The 19,297-nt window shown below is 55.9% G+C and carries 17 protein-coding genes and 1 pseudogene; 9 read left to right on the plus strand and 9 right to left on the minus strand.

Features of this window, described 5'->3' with window-relative positions:
- Positions 1-165 precede the first annotated feature (165 nt).
- The 6 genes from YWK_RS0102390 to YWK_RS0102415 form a co-directional block, all read right to left on the minus strand.
- Positions 166-1,812, minus strand: a complete 1,647-nt coding sequence (locus YWK_RS0102390) for a CocE/NonD family hydrolase (RefSeq protein WP_245578483.1) — start codon at positions 1,810-1,812, stop codon at positions 166-168.
- A gap of 11 nt (positions 1,813-1,823) precedes the next feature.
- Positions 1,824-3,083 carry an NlpC/P60 family protein gene (locus tag YWK_RS0102395; protein ID WP_026963536.1) on the minus strand — a complete coding sequence of 420 codons (1,260 nt, stop codon included), beginning with the start codon at positions 3,081-3,083 and terminating at the stop codon, positions 1,824-1,826.
- Positions 3,084-3,161: 78 nt separating this feature from the next.
- Entirely contained in the window at positions 3,162-4,460 is a 1,299-nt protein-coding gene (locus YWK_RS0102400) for an ABC transporter substrate-binding protein (protein WP_211231367.1), read from the minus strand.
- A 101-nt stretch (positions 4,461-4,561) separates the two neighbouring features.
- Positions 4,562-5,383 carry a carbohydrate ABC transporter permease gene (locus YWK_RS0102405; protein WP_026963538.1) on the minus strand — a complete coding sequence of 274 codons (822 nt, stop codon included), beginning with the start codon at positions 5,381-5,383 and terminating at the stop codon, positions 4,562-4,564.
- A gap of 74 nt (positions 5,384-5,457) precedes the next feature.
- Positions 5,458-6,372, minus strand: coding sequence for a carbohydrate ABC transporter permease (locus YWK_RS0102410; RefSeq protein WP_026963539.1), 915 nt, complete (start codon positions 6,370-6,372; stop codon positions 5,458-5,460).
- Positions 6,373-6,397: 25 nt separating this feature from the next.
- On the minus strand, positions 6,398-7,276 hold the full coding sequence (locus tag YWK_RS0102415; RefSeq protein ID WP_026963540.1) for a MurR/RpiR family transcriptional regulator: 879 nt from the start codon (positions 7,274-7,276) through the stop codon (positions 6,398-6,400).
- A 119-nt stretch (positions 7,277-7,395) separates the two neighbouring features.
- Here YWK_RS0102415 and YWK_RS17935 point away from each other — a divergent pair, with 119 nt between their 5' ends.
- The 9 genes and pseudogenes from YWK_RS17935 (at position 7,396) to YWK_RS17940 (ending at position 16,357) form a co-directional block, all read left to right on the plus strand.
- Complete coding sequence (locus tag YWK_RS17935) at positions 7,396-8,547, plus strand: exo-beta-N-acetylmuramidase NamZ family protein (RefSeq protein WP_035465836.1); 1,152 nt, start codon at positions 7,396-7,398, stop codon at positions 8,545-8,547.
- Positions 8,548-8,560: 13 nt separating this feature from the next.
- Positions 8,561-9,490 (plus strand): N-acetylmuramic acid 6-phosphate etherase, encoded by a 930-nt coding sequence (gene murQ, locus YWK_RS0102425; RefSeq protein WP_026963541.1) that lies wholly within the window; start codon positions 8,561-8,563, stop codon positions 9,488-9,490.
- A gap of 2 nt (positions 9,491-9,492) precedes the next feature.
- The gene (locus YWK_RS0102430; protein WP_035465837.1) at positions 9,493-10,557 is read left to right on the plus strand and encodes a serine hydrolase domain-containing protein; all 1,065 of its coding nucleotides are present in this window, start codon (positions 9,493-9,495) and stop codon (positions 10,555-10,557) included.
- A 52-nt stretch (positions 10,558-10,609) separates the two neighbouring features.
- Positions 10,610-11,575 carry an N-acetylglucosamine kinase gene (locus YWK_RS0102435; protein WP_026963543.1) on the plus strand — a complete coding sequence of 322 codons (966 nt, stop codon included), beginning with the start codon at positions 10,610-10,612 and terminating at the stop codon, positions 11,573-11,575.
- Between the two features lie 172 nt (positions 11,576-11,747).
- The gene (scpC, locus tag YWK_RS0102440; RefSeq protein ID WP_026963544.1) at positions 11,748-13,274 is read left to right on the plus strand and encodes a succinyl-CoA:acetate CoA-transferase ScpC; all 1,527 of its coding nucleotides are present in this window, start codon (positions 11,748-11,750) and stop codon (positions 13,272-13,274) included.
- 217 nt (positions 13,275-13,491) lie between these two features.
- Positions 13,492-13,995, plus strand: a complete 504-nt coding sequence (locus YWK_RS0102445; protein ID WP_026963545.1) for a DinB family protein — start codon at positions 13,492-13,494, stop codon at positions 13,993-13,995.
- A gap of 288 nt (positions 13,996-14,283) precedes the next feature.
- Complete coding sequence (locus tag YWK_RS0102450; RefSeq protein WP_026963546.1) at positions 14,284-15,660, plus strand: APC family permease; 1,377 nt, start codon at positions 14,284-14,286, stop codon at positions 15,658-15,660.
- 152 nt (positions 15,661-15,812) lie between these two features.
- A pseudogene (locus tag YWK_RS22330) lies at positions 15,813-15,941 on the plus strand (helix-turn-helix domain-containing protein); the annotation flags it as partial.
- A 14-nt stretch (positions 15,942-15,955) separates the two neighbouring features.
- Positions 15,956-16,357: a cupin domain-containing protein gene (locus YWK_RS17940; RefSeq protein WP_245578484.1), complete on the plus strand. Its 402-nt coding sequence runs from the start codon at positions 15,956-15,958 to the stop codon at positions 16,355-16,357.
- Positions 16,358-16,467: 110 nt separating this feature from the next.
- On the opposite strand, the gene YWK_RS0102460 is transcribed toward YWK_RS17940, so the two are convergent.
- From YWK_RS0102460 to YWK_RS0102470, 3 genes are read right to left on the minus strand one after another with little or no spacing between them, the layout of a single operon-like run.
- A complete protein-coding gene (locus YWK_RS0102460; RefSeq protein WP_026963547.1) occupies positions 16,468-17,442 on the minus strand; it encodes a Gfo/Idh/MocA family protein in 975 nt (324 codons plus the stop codon).
- Complete coding sequence (locus YWK_RS0102465) at positions 17,439-18,440, minus strand: Gfo/Idh/MocA family protein (protein WP_026963548.1); 1,002 nt, start codon at positions 18,438-18,440, stop codon at positions 17,439-17,441. The genes YWK_RS0102460 and YWK_RS0102465 overlap by 4 nt, the downstream gene beginning before the upstream one ends.
- Entirely contained in the window at positions 18,434-19,282 is an 849-nt protein-coding gene (locus tag YWK_RS0102470) for a sugar phosphate isomerase/epimerase family protein (RefSeq protein WP_026963549.1), read from the minus strand. Before YWK_RS0102470 ends, YWK_RS0102465 begins: the two co-directional genes overlap by 7 nt.
- Positions 19,283-19,297 lie beyond the last annotated feature (15 nt).

A 19,297-nucleotide genomic window follows, 5' to 3' on the forward strand; every position in this document is an offset into this window, starting at 1 on the left:
AAAAGAATTGCCTAACATCATGGACGCGCTGCACCATCCCTTTCCAGTGGGACCTGCACAACCATAACTGTGGATAAATTAGGCATATTGCTCCATAATTCGACAAGAAGCCTCATTTTCCTACAAATCAATAAAAAAACTTTAGAAAATACGGGTGAAATTCATTCAGGTACGAATCACCGGGAGAATCAGAGCCGACGGGTACTTGTTATGGTGATAGACGGTTTGCTTCGCGGATTGGAATCGGATGGCCCACGCGATGTCTTCACCCGTATTGGGGTTTCTATCGTATTTCGGAAAGGCGCTGGACGCGACATGCAACCGGATGCGGTGTCCGGGCAGAAACACGTGGGCGGTACTCCAACAGTCGATGGTCAACTGCACAACCTCTCCCGGCCTCACGAGCTCCGGGGTGTCCAGTCCATGCCGAAATCGCACGCGGACCATGCCGTCGCACAACCGCTGTGCGAACCCATTGGGCCAGACATCATGGAGTTGCACCATAAAATCGGTGTCCGGGGCGCTGGACGCGGCAAACAGTTCTACGGTAATCGGCCCGGCGATGTGCAGCGGATCTTCCATGGCCGCACTGGTGTAGACGAGGACATCGTCCCGTTGGTGAACTTGGCTGTAATCGTCGGGACCGCCAATCTGTTCAGACGTAGGCTTCATGATATACGGCACGGGGTTGTGCGGATTGTACACGTATGTGTCTGGGGGCTCTCCCGCAGTAGGCGCCTCCAGCGACAACATGCCGTCGTCGGAGCTGTTGTGTGCCTGTCCCCGGCTGTGCAAATACCAGCGCTGGTAGTCCGCTCGCATGGACGGCCACGCCCGTTCACTTTGCCACTCGTTGATCCCCATAACGAAAATGCGTACAGGATCCTCCATGTCCGCCCCGTTGTCCATCCCTTTCAACCAGCGGTCAAAAAAGCGTCGTTCGTACGCCTGCAAATCGATGACCGAGTTCCATCCGAAGTCGATGGCGCCAAGCTTCGTGGACGCGTTGACCTGATGCGGCCAAGGGCCTATCAGTAGCCGCTGCGCCTTGCGAACCCACTCGCTCGGAGCATGTTGCATCATTCCCATATAGTTGATGGTGGTTCCCACGAGCTGGTCGTCGTACCACCCGGAGATGTGCAGCACCGGCACGTCAATGTCGTGAAATCGGTTTTGGTAACAAACAGGTTCCCACCACTGGTCTCCGTACGGATGTTCACACTCTTCTCTCCACACCGGAATGGAACGCCCGACCGCCTCGTCCATGTGGATGAGCGGAAGGTGTTCGTACACCTTCGCCCAGTCCACGGCGTGGATGTTCTGGACCATTCGGCCACTGGTCAGAAACAGCCAGCACAAATGGGGTGGCTGAGGCACGCCCGTCGGCCATTCGACAAACGGGTCCGAAGGCGATACGAGGGGAATCATGGCCCGGAGGTGCGGCGGTTTCTCCAGCGCGCAGAGCCACTGTGCTTTCGCCAGATAGGAGGCTCCCAGCGTCCCCACGGCCCCGCTGCACCACGGCTGTGCCGCTGCCCACTCCACGGTGTCGTACCCGTCTTTTCCTTCGTTTCGATACGGCACAAATTCCCCTTCGCTGTCTCCCCGGCCGCGCACATCCACGTTGAGCACCGCGTACCCACAGGTCGCGAAGTAGCGAGCCTGTTCCACCAGGGCGTTGGTCTGTCGACCGTACGGCGTGCGAACCACAATCACCGGTGCCGACTCCACCCGCTCGTTTGGAAAAAACAAGTCCGCCGCCAACCGCACGCCATCCCGTATGGGAATCTCCATACCCCACTTGATGTTCACCATGCATCACCTCACTCTTGTGCCGTTGCAAAGACGTCGAGTACGCCTGTGATGGACTCCAGGTACGTTTTCTCGCTGTCAGCACCCAGTTCGAGGGGAGACACCATCACTTGGTGGACAGGTACCCGAACGCGCTGGCCATCCACCATGGTGTGGTAGCCGGAAAAATCGTGAATTACGTAGTGCTGATGTCCGACTTTGCCGAGGTACATCATGACGTGGCCGCGCATGAACAAGAGGTCTCCGGCCGACAGCGTTGCCAGCACCTGAACTCTATCGGCCACCGACGCCGCTTCTGGGACCATCCGTGTGCTGGGCAACGCCCGCTCCTGATCTCCGGTGTTGCGGGGAAGCTGTACCCCGAGCAACCGATAGACATCCATCACCAGACTGGAACAATCGTGCAGACCACAACGGCTGCCCCAGCCATAGCGCTCGCCGAGTAACTGAAACGCTATCTCCACCACGGATTCCCGTGAAAACGGCAAATACCCGCGCCGGATGTGCGGCGTTTTCCGAATCAGCACCTGGTGCGGAGAGAACGCCCCCGTAGCGTCTCGGTCCGGCCAGACCGCCGCAACGTCGCCAATGGGTGCAGCGTAAGGACTGGGAACAGGCAAAGCGGCAGCAAACTCCACCGGTTGTCGCGAGACAGAGAGATGAAACGAATCTGGCTGTGTGGTCACCCCCGTGTCCGTGACCAGCCACAAGTCCTGTGATTGCACGTATTGCTCAAACTGTGTTGGAGATGCGTGCGCAATCCGTTCGCTCTGCACCCAACCGGAATACGTGCAAGACACCACATATTGCCACATCCTGTCGGCACTGGTCCCCAAACACAACACCGGCTCAAACGTGTGAAGTGCGGTCTCTTGAAACTGATTGAATTCCACATCCTCTGGTGTCCGAAAAGCCATTGTGTGGGTGGGGTATGTCCGCACGTCCGCCTGGCCCACGGTGAACCCTGGCATCCACGTTGGGAACGGTGTCAGTTGCGCGTTGTCTCGGATGCGATCCCAGAAGGTATGGTCCAACAGGGTTCCGATTTCATCGTAGAGCGTACGCGCATCACGCTTGAATTCGGGAAGATAGTCCATGGGTGACTCGTGGTGAAAGGCGTGCAGTAGGTCCACCAGTGCCGGACTGTGGCGCCGTATGGCGTGGTTGCAGGCTTCCCGCGTCCACCCAGGGGTTGCACGTCGGGGGATTCTTTCCATCCAGTATTCGGCTGACAGCATGTCGTCGGAGACGCCCGGAATCCACTCTGTCAATGCGCTCCCCTGCCTTTCCAGTGCCTCATCTCCACAAACGCAAGCGGGGCACTGTGCCCCACTTGGTTTGATATATCTTTATTTGAAGTACCAGCTGAGTGTGTTTTGAATGTCTTGCGCCGCCTGTTCCGGTGTCTTCTGCTTGGTCAGGAGCGGCAACAACACTTTTTGTTCCGCCGAGAAAATGCCGTTGTCGTCGTTCACGGATTTGGACGAGGTGACCGGTGTCGGAGGCGGAGTGTCCATTGGGCTGCGAATGCCGAAGATGGGGTTGATGGCCTCTTGTTGATACCATTGATACGCCTGAATTGACAGCGGGTACTTGGACGGAATGCTGACGCCGGAAATCGGCGAGATTTCGCCCGCGATGTTAGAGAAGTCCTGGCCGAATGGCTGACTTCCCACAAACTTCATGATATCTTCCGCAGCTTTTTCCACCTTGGGATCTTTGATGTTGTTGTTCATCGCAATATTGCCGTCGACGTACCAGTCAATCTTTGTCTGCTGATTGGATTTGGCCGGCGGAACCAGGAACGCCCCCATGTGAATGTTCGGATTGTCCTTCTGAATGGTCGGGACGTCGAAGATGCCGTCCATCACCATGGCGGACTTGCCCAGCGCGAAGTCCGTTTCCTGCTCGTTCCCACCAGAACCGACGGCTTTAAAGTTCGGTTCAAAGTAGTCCGCGAGTTGCTGATAATGGGCCAACGCGTCGACGTACGGTGGGTCTGTGTACTTCGCTTCCTTGGCCACGAGCTTTTTCGTGAAGTCGTTACCCAGGAACGTCGCGCCGACTTCGTCAAAGTTCAGCGCCAACATCCAACTCTGAATGCCCATGGTGGAGATGGGCGTGACGCCGTTTTGCTTCAACACTTGGCAAATGTGAATGAAGTCGTCCCACGTCTTTGGCGGCTGTAGGTTGTATTTCGCGAAGATATCCTTGTTGTAGAAAATCTCCATCGTTTGAATCGCGAACGGAACGCCGTATGTCTTTCCTTGGTACTGCGCCGACTGCAGCGAAGCCTTGTTATTGATGCTGGAGAAGTTCACCACGTTGTCCAGCGGTTTCAGCATGTTGGCTGCGGCGTATTTCAGCGTACCTTCCCCGGCGCGCGTGTACATGATGTCGGGCCCCTTACCCCCGTCCATCGCGGTCTGCAGAACCGAGTCGTAACTGGTCGGCTGAACTGGCCTGAAGCTGATTTTGATGTTCTCTCCTTTTTGGTTGAGTGCGTCCTGAACTTGCTGCCACAGCTGCTTGTCTTGGGAACGCCATGTCCAAACGGTGATAGTGGTTGCACCAGACCCTGACCCACAGCCGGTGAGCAGCATGCCGCTCGTGGCGAAGATGCCCAATACCGCAAGTGCCTTTTTCATTCATAGTCCCCCTCGGGTTTGTTTTGTTGTGAAACTCAGGCTGACTTCACAAGCCCAGCGATTTGCAAACGTGCATCACTCCCTTTGCGTTGCAACGCATTTCATAATTTGATAGCGCCTTCCGTCATGTTTCTGATGAATTGACGCGATGCGAAGATAAAGACAATGACGGTCGGCAGCATGACCATCACAAGTGCTGGCAAAAGCAAATTCCACTGGGTCGCGTACTGTCCGACAAACGACAGGACACCGACAGCGACCGTCATCTGGTTCGGATCGGACAAAAGAATCAGCGGGAAGAAGAAGCCGTTCCAAGCGGATACGAAGTTGAGCAAAGCCACCGTACTCAGCGCTGGCCGGACGAGCGGCAAAATCACACGGTAGAACGTCTGGAAGTGGCTTGCGCCGTCTAACAGAGCGGCCTCCTCCAGGTCTTTCGGGACGGACCGGATAAAGTTGACGAGCAAAAACACGCTGAACGACAGACCGCTCGCCGAGTAGACAAGGATGACGGACAAGAGGCTGTCGAGCATATGCAGTTGCTTCATCAAGACAAACAGGGGCACTGCAATCATCTGGATGGGGAGCGCTAGGCCCGCCAGAAACGTCAGGTAGATCAGCTGGTTACCGCGAAATTCAAATCGTGCAATGACGTACGCAGCCATGGATGAACACACCACAATGATGACCACCGACACCACAGCGACAATGGCTGTATTGACGAGGAAGGTGCCAATATTCCCTTCGGACCAAGCGTCGGCATAGTTGGACCACTGAATGGATGTCGGAATACTGAACGGATGGCTAATGATGCCCGGCAAGTCTTTGAATGACATCGATACCAAGTCCAACAGCGGCAGTAGGACAATAAGCGCGTAGAGGGCCAGCAACACGTACGAGATGACCGGTCGCTTTGTCTGCATGGGCCGAACTCCCTTCGTTGACAAATCGCTGGAAGAAGGTAGAAATTAGCAAGTGCGTGTCCGAATCGGTGCCTCTACAAATCTGCCGAGGCACGTTTTTGCATGAGCACCAGAATGGCGGACGCCATCATCACGATGATGAAGCCGAGGACCGCGAGCGCCGTCGCCAGACCCATGCCCTGCGCTGTGGTGCCGAAGCCGCCGAATGCCGTCCGGTAGAACAAGGTGCCAATGACATCGGTGGCGTAGTTGGGACCGGCCTGCGTGCCCTCCATGATGAAGATGTAGTCGAACACGCCGAATGCACCGACGAAGTTTAGCGTGGTGATGGTCAGGAACGTCGGTTTAATCATGGGGAACACGACGGAAAAGAACGTGCGGAATTCGCTGGCACCGTCCACCTTCGCGGCTTCCAACACTTCGCTGGGCACGCCAATGAGCGCTGCGATGAAAATCAGGATAGGCAGCCCCATACCGGCCCATGCAGTGATGACGGCAATCACCGGCAACGCCCATTGCTCGCTGCCAAGAAAGGCGATGTTCAGGAAATTGAGGTGCAATGCCTTGAGCAGTACCGGGATGGCTCCATCGTTCGGCTCGAGGTACATCGCCCACAGGTACGCGACAACGATAGGCGGCACAACCATGGGGATGAAGTAAATTACTTGCAGCCAACGCGAGGCCGTTTCTCGGATCCGCATCAATAGGTAAGCAAGTCCCAAGCCGATGATGCTCGTCAGAATCATAGACAGGACAAAGAAGTACACGTTGTGATATACGGCGCGCCAGAACTGCCCGGCAAATTGAGGTGAAAACAGGATGTAGGTGAAGTTCTTCAGCCCGACAAAGTCTTTCAGCGGGCCGACGCCGTCCCAATTGTAGAGACTGTAGCGCAAGCTCGAGAGAAACGGGTACACGATGAACACGAGATAGAGCAGTACGGCAGGGGCCAGAAACACGGCAATCACGGTTCGATTTTTTCGTTGCAAGCGGTTTCACTCCCGTTGATGGACATCATGGAGAAGGCTGGTCTCCGGAGCGCTCCAATTTGTGGCTGGCCACAGCTTTTCTCGACGATTCCAAAGGCGCATAAATCTTTTCATCAAAATGGTTGGCGAGATAGATAAAGAGCGTATCAATGATGGCGAGTGCCGAAATCCGAGAGGCCGTTGCGGCGACTCGGAAACGGGGTTCCACGGCGCTGGTGCAAAGCCGCGTGTTGGCGATGCGGTGGAGTGGCGTGTCTCCAAAGCACGTGATGGCAATGATGTGCGCACCGTTGTCCGATGCCATTTGAGCCACTTCCACTACGTCAGACGTCTTCCCAGAATGGGACACGGCAACCATGGTATCCTTCGATCCCAACTGCGCGGCCACTGTCGCTGCCGTGTGAAAGTCACTGGACGCCTGCACGGAAAACCCAATACGGAGCAACTTTTGCGCCAAGTCATTGGCCACCATCCCGGACGCGCCAACGCCAAATGTGAGAATGCGACGCGCGTTCACCAAATGATGTACGGCCGTTTCCACGTCCGTTTCGCGAAGCAAGCGAAACGTATTCTGGATGGTCTGGTTCAGACTCTCCTCCACGGCCAGCACTATGGATCCGAACGACCCGTCCAACTGCAACTCCGTGTATTCCCCGGTGGCATTGGACTGGACGTCGCTGGCCACACGAAGCTTGAAGTCGTTGTACCCCTCAAAGCCGAGCGATTTCCACAGGCGAACCACCGCCGCCGGGCTTCCCCCGCTCCTTTGCGCCAGTTCTTGCACCGTGAGGTTCACGATATCCGCGGGGTGGCGGAGGACGTAATCTGCAATCTTTGCTTCAGACTCGGACAGCGATGCCAGCGATTCTTTCAATCGAACAAGCCCACCACCCGGGATGTACATCCTATCACCCCTGAAAAAATTTTTTACACAATTTACTCTATATTTGAAACATATTATTATGCTTTTAACAGCGTTGGTCAATTCTAAATTTTCAATCATCAGTTTGGAGGCGGCAAACGGTGGTTTTACTAGGCATTGAAGCGTTGTTGGAAAGGCAGCGCAGACTTCTCGTCGGCAAGCGAATTGGACTCGTCACGAACTACAACGTCATGGATAGATACTTTCGCTCCACCGTCCATCTGCTGACTCAAGAACGAGGCTGGGAAGTCAAGAAGCTGTTTGGGCCGGAACACGGCGTGCGCAACTGTGCCAAGGAAGGCGAACAGGTGTCTTCTGAAGTAGATCCTTACACCGGACTGGTCGCCTACAGCCTGTACGGAGACACTCACAAGCCCACCTCCGAGATGTTGCAAGGGATGGACGTCTTGGTCTTTGACTTGGTGGACGTGGGTGCCCGCTACTACACGAACATCGGGACCATGGTGCATTGCCTGGAATCCTGCGCGGAACTCGGGTTGCCACTGGTTGTACTGGATAGACCCAACCCGTTGAATGGCCTCACCCGCGAAGGGAACATCTTGTCCCCATCGTTTGCGTCTCTGGTCGGCATGTTCCCGATGCCAAACCGCCACGGTCTGACCCTCGGTGAACTGGCGATGCTCTACAACCAACAGCTGCCTCGGCCCTGCGACTTGACCGTCGTACGCGCGGAAGGCTGGCAACGACAGATGATGTGGCCCGAAACCGGTCTCCCGTTTGTACCGCCTTCTCCCAACACCACGTGTTTTGACATGGTCCTCCTCTATCCAGGCACCTGTTTGGTGGAAGGCACCAACCTGAGCGAGGGTCGTGGCACCACCCGTCCCTTCGAAATTATCGGTGCTCCCTTCGCGGATGCCCACCGCGTGGCAAACGTGTTCTCAGAATATGGCCTGCCCGGCGTCATCGCGCGCCCGACCTACTTTGTCCCGACGTACAAGAAATACGTCGGCGTACTGTGCCAAGGCGTACAGTTGCACGTGACCGACGCAGCGGCATTGCAACCCGTGAAGACAGGCCTCCTTCTCCTTGAAACGTTCGCCAAACTGTATCCGAACGAATTTTCTATATTAGAGCCCCGGCCAAACGACCGTCGATTCCTGGATTTGTTAGCGGGTACCGATGAACTCGGAGACCTCATCTTCGAGGGGCGTGCCACCGAGTACCTGGAGCAGTCAAAAGCGGAACTGGAAGCATTCAACGACAAGGTTTCCCCATTCTATCTTTACTAGGAGCGAAATCGACATGAGTGACCTCGACGTGATTTGGACAGAGCTCCTCACTGAGCAGCCGAATCCGGACACCCCGGACTTAGACAGCTTCTCCGCGCTGGACATTGTCACCAAGATGAACGAATTTGACCGGTCGGTGCCGGACGCCGTAGGCAAGGTATTGCCGACGGTCGCCCAAGCCATCAATTGTATTGTGGATAAACTGAAGGAAGGCGGTCGGCTGTTTTACGTCGGTGCCGGAACCAGCGGCAGACTCGGGATTCTCGATGCGGCGGAGTGCCCCCCGACGTTTAATACGCCGCCCGATTTGGTGCAGGCGGTCATCGCCGGAGGCACCGGCGCCATCTTTCAAGCCCTAGAACATGCGGAGGACCACCCTGAGTTCGGCGCGGCGGACTTGCGTGATGGAGGTGTCTGTGGCGCCGATGTGGTGGTTGGGATTGCAGCCAGCGGCCGAACGCCCTACGTGATTGGCGCGCTTCAGTACGCGCGGAGCGTTGGGGCGGCCACCATTTCCTTAGCCTGCAATGTGAACGCACGGGTCAGCCAATACGCAGACATTGCCATTGAAGTCAACACGGGCCCGGAAATTCTGATGGGCTCCACCCGGTTGAAGGCAGGCACCGCGCAGAAGTTGGTCCTGAACATGTTGAGCACCGGCACCATGATTCGGCTCGGCAAAGTTTACCGAAACTTGATGGTGGATGTGAAAGCGACCAACGAGAAGTTGGTGGAACGGTCTAAGCGCATCATCATGCTCGCCACCGGCGTGCCCTACGATGTGGCCGCACGCGCGCTGTCGGACGCAGAGGGTCACGTCAAGCTCGCCATCATCATGCTTCAAAAGCAGGTCGACAAGCCAACAGCCCGCTCTTTACTGGACCGCGCGGACGGATTCCTCCGGAAAGCCCTTCAAGCGGACGCCCATCCAAGGGAGGTGTGAGGATGCGCATTCATCCCAAAGGGTTTCAACAGATGACGGCACTGCTCGAACGCCAAACCTCTGACCTGCGCATTCCAGGCGCGGTGGTGGCGGTGGGTATCGGATGCGACGTCCTCTACCGCGAGGCGTTTGGATACGCGGAAAACCTGAGAGGTCACGTGCGGGCGATGCACCACGACACCATTTTCGATCTCGCCTCTCTCACGAAAGTTGTGGCCACACTGCCAAGCATCCTGACGTTGATTGACAACGGCCACATCCGCTTGAACGACCCTGTTTCCCTGTTCCTTCCCGAGTTTACAACGGAAGCGAAATCAACGGTTACCCTCCGCCATTTATTGACCCATACCTCTGGCCTCCCGGCATCCCGCCTGTTTTATAAAATGCACACCACTCCACACGCTATCCTTGAGGCAGTACGTCGCGAACCGCTGGAACACGCACCTGGGGCGCAGGTGGTGTACAGCGACCTGGGGTTTGTTCTCCTCGGCGACATTGTGCGAGCAGTGACCGGGATGCCTCTGGATCAGTACGCAGAGAAACAGATCTTCCAGCCCTTTGGAATGAAAACCACCGGGTACTGCCCATCCCCCGAATTCAAACCGTGGATTGCCGCGACGGAAGAAATGGACGGCCAACCGGCGAAAGTGGGCGTTGTGCACGATGAGAACGCCGAAGCACTCGGCGGCGTCGCAGGTCATGCTGGTCTGTTTGCCTCCATGTCAGACCTGATTCAATATGTATCCATGTGGCTCAATCCAACGTCGGACTTGTTATCCCCAGCCGTTCGACGCGTTGCGGTACAATGTCACACCGAAGGATTGAACGGGCGGCGCGGCATCGGTTGGGTGTGTCGACACGACGCGTATGACCACACCGGTGATTTGTGGCCGGAAACGACCGTCGGCCACACGGGATTCACCGGAACGAGCCTCGCGTTTGATCCGGTGTCGAAGTTGTGGATGATCCTTTTGACAAACGACGTCCACTACGGGCGAGAAAAGAAACACATTGTGCGCTTGCGAGGGCTCCTACACAACCTCATTGGGAGCAGCTTGATAGAGTAATGCGAGCATGGCAAAGAACGATTGAATTCAAAGCATACGAGGGGCGAAGCCAATGTCAGTGTATTTGGGTGTAGACGCAGGAGGTACAAAGACGCAGACATTTCTGGTGAACACTGAGGCGAAGCGCGCGGTTTCGATTGTGGGCGAATCGGCCAACCCAGGCACTGTGGGCTGGGCCACGGCCCGAGACACCGTTCTCCAGCTGATTTTCCAGACTCTACAGGCCGCTGGTGCATCTCCCGAACAGCTGAGTGGACTCTCCATCGGCATGGCCGGCATCGACAGGCCGCAACAGGTGGAGCGCATGACGCAGGAGCTGTCCTCCCACCTCCCGGCCGGATTGAACATGGAGGTGGTCAACGATGCACTCCCCGCCTTGACAGCCGGGACGAGAGGTGCCTCCGGGGTGGTGCTCATTGCTGGAACCGGATCTATTGCGGTGGGCGAAGACACAGAAGGCCATATGGTCCGGTCTGGAGGATTTGGAAACTTAATCGGCGACGAAGGCAGCGGATGTGACATCGGACGCCGCGGTCTCATGGCCGCTGTGCAAGCTGCAGAAGGGCGCGGACCGCAAACGCAACTCTGGGAACGCGCTGCGGACTTCTTCCAAGTGTCGCAACCTGGCGATATCATTCCACAGATCTATGAATCCAACAACCCTGTCGGCACCGTCGCCTCCTTCGCCCGCGAAGTCATCGCGCTCGGCGACGTCGACGAGGTGGCGTCCAATATTTTGTCCCAAGCCATCTCAAGTTACGTACAATTGGTGGAATCCGTGTTTTCTCGCTTCCCGGGTCCGGCAGACAATCACGTCGTGTTGGCGGGTGGACTGTTTACCCACGCAGCCATGCTGCGAGACGGCCTCATCGCGCGGTTGCCAGAGCGGCACTTTACACTGCTGGACTGCAGTGCAGCTGCTGGCGCGGCATTGCGGGCCATGCGAAACGCAGAGGACAGAAAGAGCATGGCATTGTGGGAAGAGGTCGTGCGCCAGCAAATCCCTTCGTCGGAATAATAAGTTACTATTGGCCAGCATTTTTGTCTGGCCCTCAAAATATGACACACGTTCATCCTGCATATTCCACGTTCATCCGCGAATATCGACGTATATCTACAAGCAAAGACAAAGACTTTTCTGAGATCTATACTCGGACCTAGTAGGAAAGCGTTTTCGAGGTGATGAAGGGATGTTGGAAAGCCGTATTCGGCACACCGGGTTACGGTCGAGGGTTGTCACGGCCGAGGAAGCTCAGCAGTGGATTCAAGACGGCATGACCATCGGTGTGAGTGGATTCACAAAGTCTGGGGACGCGAAGGCCGTGCTGCAGGCCTTGGTAAACCGCGTTCGAGAAACTGGGGAACAGCTTTCAATCAATCTGTATTCTGGGGCTTCTTTGGGAGAAACTGACGCACTACTCGCAATGCATCACGTGGTTGCCCGCAGGTTACCGTACCAATCGGATTCCGTGCTGAGGAAGCAGATTAATCTCGGCGGTGTCGGATATACGGATCAACACCTCAGCCACACGGCAGAGCTCATTCGCAGCGGCTACCTCGGGGAAATTGATTTGGCCATCATTGAAGCGACCTGCATCACCGAAGATGGTGGCATTGTTCCGACGACGTCCGTCGGCAACAGTCCCATCTTTGTAGAGAAAGCGAAGCGTGTCATTGTTGAAATCAACGAGACCATCCCGGAAGCGTTCGAGGGCGTTCACGATATCTATCAGCCGGAATCCCGGCCGAACCGCTCCCCGATTCCTATCACACAGGTTCGAGATAGAATTGGCACAACGTATATTCCATGCGATCCAGACAAAATTGTCGGCATTGTCTTCACACGACTGCAAGATACACCGTCCAACATTGTCGAGCCAGATGCAGAGACAGAGCGCATGGCCGGCTACATTTTGGACTTTTTGAGCCACGAAGTCCGTTATGGACGTCTGCCGCAGAACTTGGCTCCACTGCAAAGCGGCGTAGGGTCTGTCTCCAACGCGGTACTCAGTGGGCTCGCCACTGCTCCTTTTGAGAACCTCGAGATTTACACGGAAGTCATGCAGGACGCAGTGTTTGAACTGTTCGACGCAGGAAAGGTCAGCTTTGCTTCTGCGTGCTCGTTCTCACTGTCCAAAAGGATGGTTGAGCGGGTCACGTCGTCGATATCGCAATACAAAGACAAGATGATCCTCCGCCCACAGGAAATCTCAAACCATCCGGAAGTCGTGCGGCGCCTTGGCGTGATTGCGATGAACACCGCACTCGAAGTGGACATTTACGGAAATGTCAACTCGACACACGTCAGCGGGACGCGCATGATGAACGGAATTGGTGGATCCGGCGATTTTGCGCGCAATGCCGGATTGACCATCTTTGTCACCAAGTCGGTGGCGAAAGACGGCCGGATTTCCAGCGTCGTGCCGTTTGTCACCCACGTGGATCACACGGAACACGACGTGGATGTCCTCGTCACCGAGCAAGGCATTGCTGACTTGCGTGGGCTGACACCCCGTGAACGGGCGAAGGCCATCATCCAAAATCTCGCCCATCCGTGCTATCGAGATGAATTGCTCGATTACTTCAAACGCGCGAGTGCTCGCGGTGGACACACGCCCCACCTGTTGGAGGAAGCGCTCAGCTGGCACCAACGTTTCGCCGAAACCGGAGACATGCGCAAAGCGCAACCGCAATTGGTTCATGAACACGCATTGTGAACTCATCTGAACCGGGTATTCTAAAATCCATTGCCCTACGATATCGTTAGGGCAATGGATTTGCTTATTTACGAACATATGTTCTATAATCGTCAAGTAGGAAAAGCAAGCGTGCTCCATTCGGAATTGCATCGATGTCGAGCGGCTACGCTACAAAAACAGCAGGTCAGACAAGGTATATCGAATCCAATTGTGTGAAAAACAAAGGGGTGCCAAAATGTATACCACAATCGCGGAATTTCTCGAGGAGTGGAACCAAGAAGCGACCGCTACGCAGAAGGTGTTAGACGCATTGACGGATGCGTCCCTTCAACAACAAGTTTCGCCGAATGGTCGCACTCTGGGGAGAATTGCATGGCACATCATCACCAGTATCCCTGAACTTCTTTCCCACTTCGGATTGAAGATTGAAATGGTGAAAGACGCAGCCACTGTTCCATCCTCAGCGAAGGAAATCGCTGAGCGCTTTCGGAAAGTCAGTGCCGACGCAGCGGAAACAGTGAAGCAGCAGTGGACCGATGAATCCCTAAAGCAAGTTCAGAATGCATTCGGAAGGGATATGTCGAATGCTGCATTCCTTGCACTGATCATCAAGCATATCATTCATCACCGTGGACAAATGACGGTTCTCATGCGCCAAGCCGGGCTAAAAGTTCCTGGAGTTTACGGGCCTGCAAGGGAAGAATGGAGTCAGATGGGGATGGAAGCGCCCACGATTTAACCATAAGAGTCTACTTTCGAGTAGAGTGCTCAACGAGCCTTAGAAGCGATTCTAAAGGCTCTTTTTTATGAGCAAAAAGTCACCCACCCACCGCGAGTGCCTACTGTTTGTCACGCCAAGTCTAGCAGCGTCTAGAATATGACCTGAATCAAGATCATAAACAGGAGCCGTGATATTTTAATATTCTAAAATCAGGTAGACAGGCTGGTCGTGTTGGGTTACATTGATCCCGGGCGTTTCTTACGCATTCGGTGAATACGTTACGAAAGCTGGCTAGGAGGGACGATTGTGCAGAACGTTGAGCCAAAAGGCGGGTTCAAGCGGGTGCTTGGGATTCGGCAAGTGTTGGCGATTGCGATTGCCGCAATCTCGCCGACAACCTCTGTCTTTCTCGTCTACCAGGATGGCCTGAAGCACGCAGGTACTGGCGTCTTTTGGGCGTTTGTGATTGGCGCGTGCATTGCCATATCCATGGCATTTTGCTACGCGGAGCTGGGTTCCCAGTACCCTGGCGCTGGTGGAGCGTACACGATTGTCCGCCGGGCCTTAGGGAAACCGATGGGGTTTGTCGCCGTCCTGCTCTTTCTGGTGTTGGGATTGGTTATCACCGCGAGTATTCTCGTATCGGCCGCGACCTATTTACATGCGCTCATCCCACAGATTCCAGCGAACTGGGCCGCCGTGGTGATGATGCTGGTGGTCACGTGGTTTTCGTTGGAGCGAATCGGGGCGGCCAGTTGGGTTGCTGCGGTCATGCTGATTGTTGAACTGGTCGTCATTTTTGCGTTCATCATTGTGACCTTTGTTGGAGCACAGCACCCGCTGTCATTCCTTCTTCACCCCATCGCTGCAGACAGCTCTGGTACCGTCACCGGAATCAGCTGGAGCGCATTGCTCGCCGCTGTGGTGCCTGCACTGTTTGCTTTCAACGGCTACGACTGGCCGCTGTACTTTGCTGAAGAAACGGTAGAACCCCGGCGGGTCCTGCCACGCGCTGTGATGATTGCGGTACTCGCATCCGTGGTGATTGAAGTCCTGGCCGTCGTTTCCGCGACGCTCGCCATTCCCAACCTCTCAGACGCCATGAAGTCGGAATCCGCTCTCACCTACATCGCGCAGTCTGTTGCCGGCCACGGTGCGGCAACGGTCTTGCTCATTGGGGTCATCATCGCGATGTTTGACACGGGTTTGAGCGGCAACCTCGCCTATGCCCGAATCTACCTGGACTCTGCTCGCGACAACAGCTGGCCTGAACCCATAAACCGCTTCTTTGCGAGTATGAACCGGCATAACGTTCCAAAATGGGGATTTGTCTTTCTCGCCATTGGGAACGCGTTGCTGTGCTACTTTTCGTCCCTGAACAGCCTCATCACGTTCACGGGCGTGATTATCGTGGTGATTTACCTGCTCATTGCCATATCTGCGATTGTCAGCCGGCTCAAGAATGCATCCGGTGAGCGCCCCTTCCGCATGCCACTCTGGCCGCTGCCGCCCATCATTGCCATCATCGGGGTGATTCTCGCACTGGCGCAACAAGACGCGGGAGATTTGCTCAAGACGGCCATTATGATTGTGGTGGGTCTGGTGTACTGGCTCGCATATCTTCGCACTCGAGCAGACCGTCGCGCCAGCCAGGTAGGAGAAGCGGAAGCGCGAGTCGAATAAAAGGGGTGTGCGGCACGGACAGGTGCGCCGCGTAAGTCTGCGGCGCACTTTTTGATGAAAACATTTTCTCGCAGCGACAGCCAGATGTTGATTCCGCACGACGTCCAAGGTGTCGCTGCACGTACAGTCCCATGTCCGAAAGGAAGCATCACATGGAGTTTGACTACGCAAAGCTGCGCCAAGTTCGACAACAAAAAGGTCTCACCATCAAGGAATTGGCGGACGCTTGTGATGTCAGCCCAAGTCTCATTAGCCAGGTCGAACGGGGCAAGGTGACGCCCACGTTGACCGTGTTTTGGCGGATCTGTCAGGCACTCGACATCCCCATGCATTACTTTTTGGACATCATCGCTCCGAAAGCATGGTCGTCCGCAAGCATCAGCGAAAAATCATCCAATTCCCGAACTCTCACGTCAAATACCAACTGCTCAGTCCGAACTTGCAGGGGCAGATTGAGTTCTTGCTCGTGGAAATTGAGCCCGGCACTGCGCATGATCCAGAAGGTATGGTGACCCACACTGGAGAAGAGTGCGGTGTGATTCTCGAAGGTGAGTTGATTGTACGGCTCGGTACCCAGGAAATTCACCTGAATGAAGGAGACAGCATTTGTTTTCCCTCGTCCACGCCGCATCGATTTGTGAACCCCGGTGACACTGTGTGCCGGTCCATCTGGGCGATGACACCGCCGAGTTTCTAGGGGTATGGCCCATCCATTGACTCACATTGTGGTTCTCACAGAGAAAGGCCCTGCCCATCCGAACGAGTGCTGTCGGAGGCAGGGCTTTGCTACGTGTCATTCCAATATCTCTACAACCGCACTGGCTTTCTCAACCTCGCAGATTCATAGGCGGCGAGTGCAACTTGCAAGGCACGTAGGCCGTCCTCTCCCGTGATGGACGGCGTACGTCCCTCTCGGACACACGAAATAAAGTCCGCCACCAGACCCAGGTCCATCTCGTCGCCCCAGAAGTCGTGCTTCACCTTGTTGTCCAAGTCGCTGTAGACGGTCAAATGCTGGGCGAACGCATCCACTCGCGTCACCCCCTGGGTTCCGACAATCTCTAGGGTCACATCCCCCCAGGTGGGAAACGTCTCGCTTCTGGACCAGCTCGGATCGTGAGAGGCAATCACCCCATTCTCAAACTCCAGCATCAATAGGCCGCAGTCATCGCACGCGATGTCAGAGAAGCGGGTGTCCACTTCTGCGTACACTTCCTTGACCTCGCTGTTCAGGTACCACCGCATGATGTCAATGACGTGTACGGTGTGATCCAATACCGCTCCGCCCCCGGACAGTTCCTTCTGCACAAACCAACCGCCGGGGTTTTGCCCACGATTCGTCCCCCGCATGGCGACAATTCGCCCCAATTGTCCTTCATCAATCATCTGCTTGACGCGGCGCATCGGCGTGTTGAAGCGGACGGGGAACGCAATCTGCAAGATGACCCCATGTTCTCGACACGCGTCAATCATCCGGTGCGCATCATCCAACGTGGTCGCGATGGGCTTCTCGCAGAGCACGTGTTTCCCTGCCTTGGCGGCATCCACGACCACATCCGCGTGCTTTGCGTTTTCTGTACAAACCACAACGGCGTCGACATCGGTTGCGAGCAATTCCCGGTAGTCACTGTAGTACGCGCATCCGAACTGTTTGGCTGCCTCTGTCACCCGCAACGGATTGTCGTCGGCAACTGCAACCAGTTCGACGTTGTCCAACTGCTTCAGACACGTGGCGTAGCTGTACGCATGCATGTGGGCAAAACTGATGATGCCGACTTTCACTGCAACCCCTCCCTCAGAAAGACAGGCTCGCCGGTTTGCACAGATTGAAGCGCCGCCAAGCTGATTCTCAGGGCTTCATACGCGTCTTCCGCCGTGACGAGCGGCGTGTGCCCCGTGATGAGACAGTCTATGAAGTGTTCCAATTCCACCTGGTACGGGCTCTTCACGAGCGGGCTCTCCGGGACCGCGACGCCTGTCGTGCCCGACTCCGACGCTCGCAAATCCGTATGGATGGACGTCGCCTCGTCACTCGCATGCTGAATGATGCCGCCCGTGCCGGCAATTTCGAACGCTGTGCGGAATCCGCTGGGTGCGGCCCAGGTTCCTTCCACGTGGGCAATCACCCCACTCGAGAACCGCAGACTGACGAGCGCGTGATCCATTCGGTTGAACGCTTGTTTCCACAAGCTTTTTGCGTACACCCTCGCGACCTCTCCAAACGTCCAGCGCAGGAAGTCGAAGTCGTGGATGCACAGGTCTGTGATGAGGGTCCCGCTCTTGTCTGCGCTTGCATACCAATCGTTCCATGCGATAGGAAATGCGCCGCCACGAAACGTTCGGACTGTCCCCACGGGTCCGACCGCCCCCAATTGGACCAGATGATGGGCCCGCTGATACTCCGGGAAGAATCGCACCACGTGCCCAATCAGCAGTCGAACCCCTTCGCGCGCACAAACCTCCATCATGGCGTTGGCGTCTTCCGCGGTCAGGGCGATAGGTTTTTCGCAAATCACGTGTTTCTTGGCCCGCGCGGCTTGTTCTACGTAACCTCTATGTAAGTAAGTGGGCACGCAAACATCGACGACCTGCACGTCCTCCTGTAGCAAGGCATCTTCCAACCGGAGGTAGTGCCGCGCCCCGTACCGGTCTGCCAGCGCGGTACCCACGTCTTCTCGAATGTCAACGACCGCGACCAGTCTGGCCTGTGTCATGCGTTGATATGCCTCTGCGTGCACGGTTCCCATGGTGCCCGCACCAACCACGACAACGTTTAACATGGAATACCGCCTCCTCTGCGAATGACGTCCAGTGCCCGGGACATCTCCGCCAGTGACTCAGACGGAAAACGGGGATTGGGTGGTATCTCCGCTGTCAGGTAACTGTCATACCCAACGTCCCGCAACGCCTTCATGACCACAGTCCAGTCGACGTCGCCATGCAGGAGTGACGTAAACCCGTGCACGTTGCCAACGTCCTGGCGAAAATCCTTCACGTGCACGCGTCGAATGAGACCTCCCAAGATGCGGATCCATTGTTCCGGAAACCCGAAAGCCAACACGTTTCCCACATCAAAGTACACCTGGAGCGCCGGGTGGTGGATTTCCTCGACAAACCGCTTCATCTCCAAGGGGCTTAACAAAAATCGATTCCAGACGTTTTCAACCGCAATCACAACGGAGTGCGCCGCCGCGTAGTCTGACAGTTCAGCGAGTGCGCTCTGCGCACGCTCGTAGGCCGCGTCGTACGGCGTGTGTTCGTCCACCACGCCCGGTACCACCAACACCGTGTCCACCCGAAGCGCGGAAGCCACCTCTATCAGTCGCTTGCAAATGTCCAAGGCACGCCGCCGAACAGCCATGTCCGGGTCCGTGAACCGATAACGCCAAAACAGAGCGGTCGATACACTGGGCAACTCCAGTTGAAACGACGCGGCAAGCTCCGCAATCCGAGCCAGTTCCTTGTCGCTCGTATCCAGCGTCACGATGCCGTTCTCCGTTAGGTCCAGTTCCACGCCGTCAAATCCGGCTTCCTTCGCGGTTTGAAAGACTCGCTCAACAGACCACTCGCTGGGGAAACAGCACTCGCTGGGGAAACAGTACAGATTGGCACCTTTTTTCACAAACTCAGTCTCCTT

The sequence above is a fragment of the Alicyclobacillus pomorum DSM 14955 genome, assembly GCF_000472905.1.
Taxonomy (GTDB): Bacteria; Bacillota; Bacilli; order Alicyclobacillales; family Alicyclobacillaceae; genus Alicyclobacillus_A; species Alicyclobacillus_A pomorum.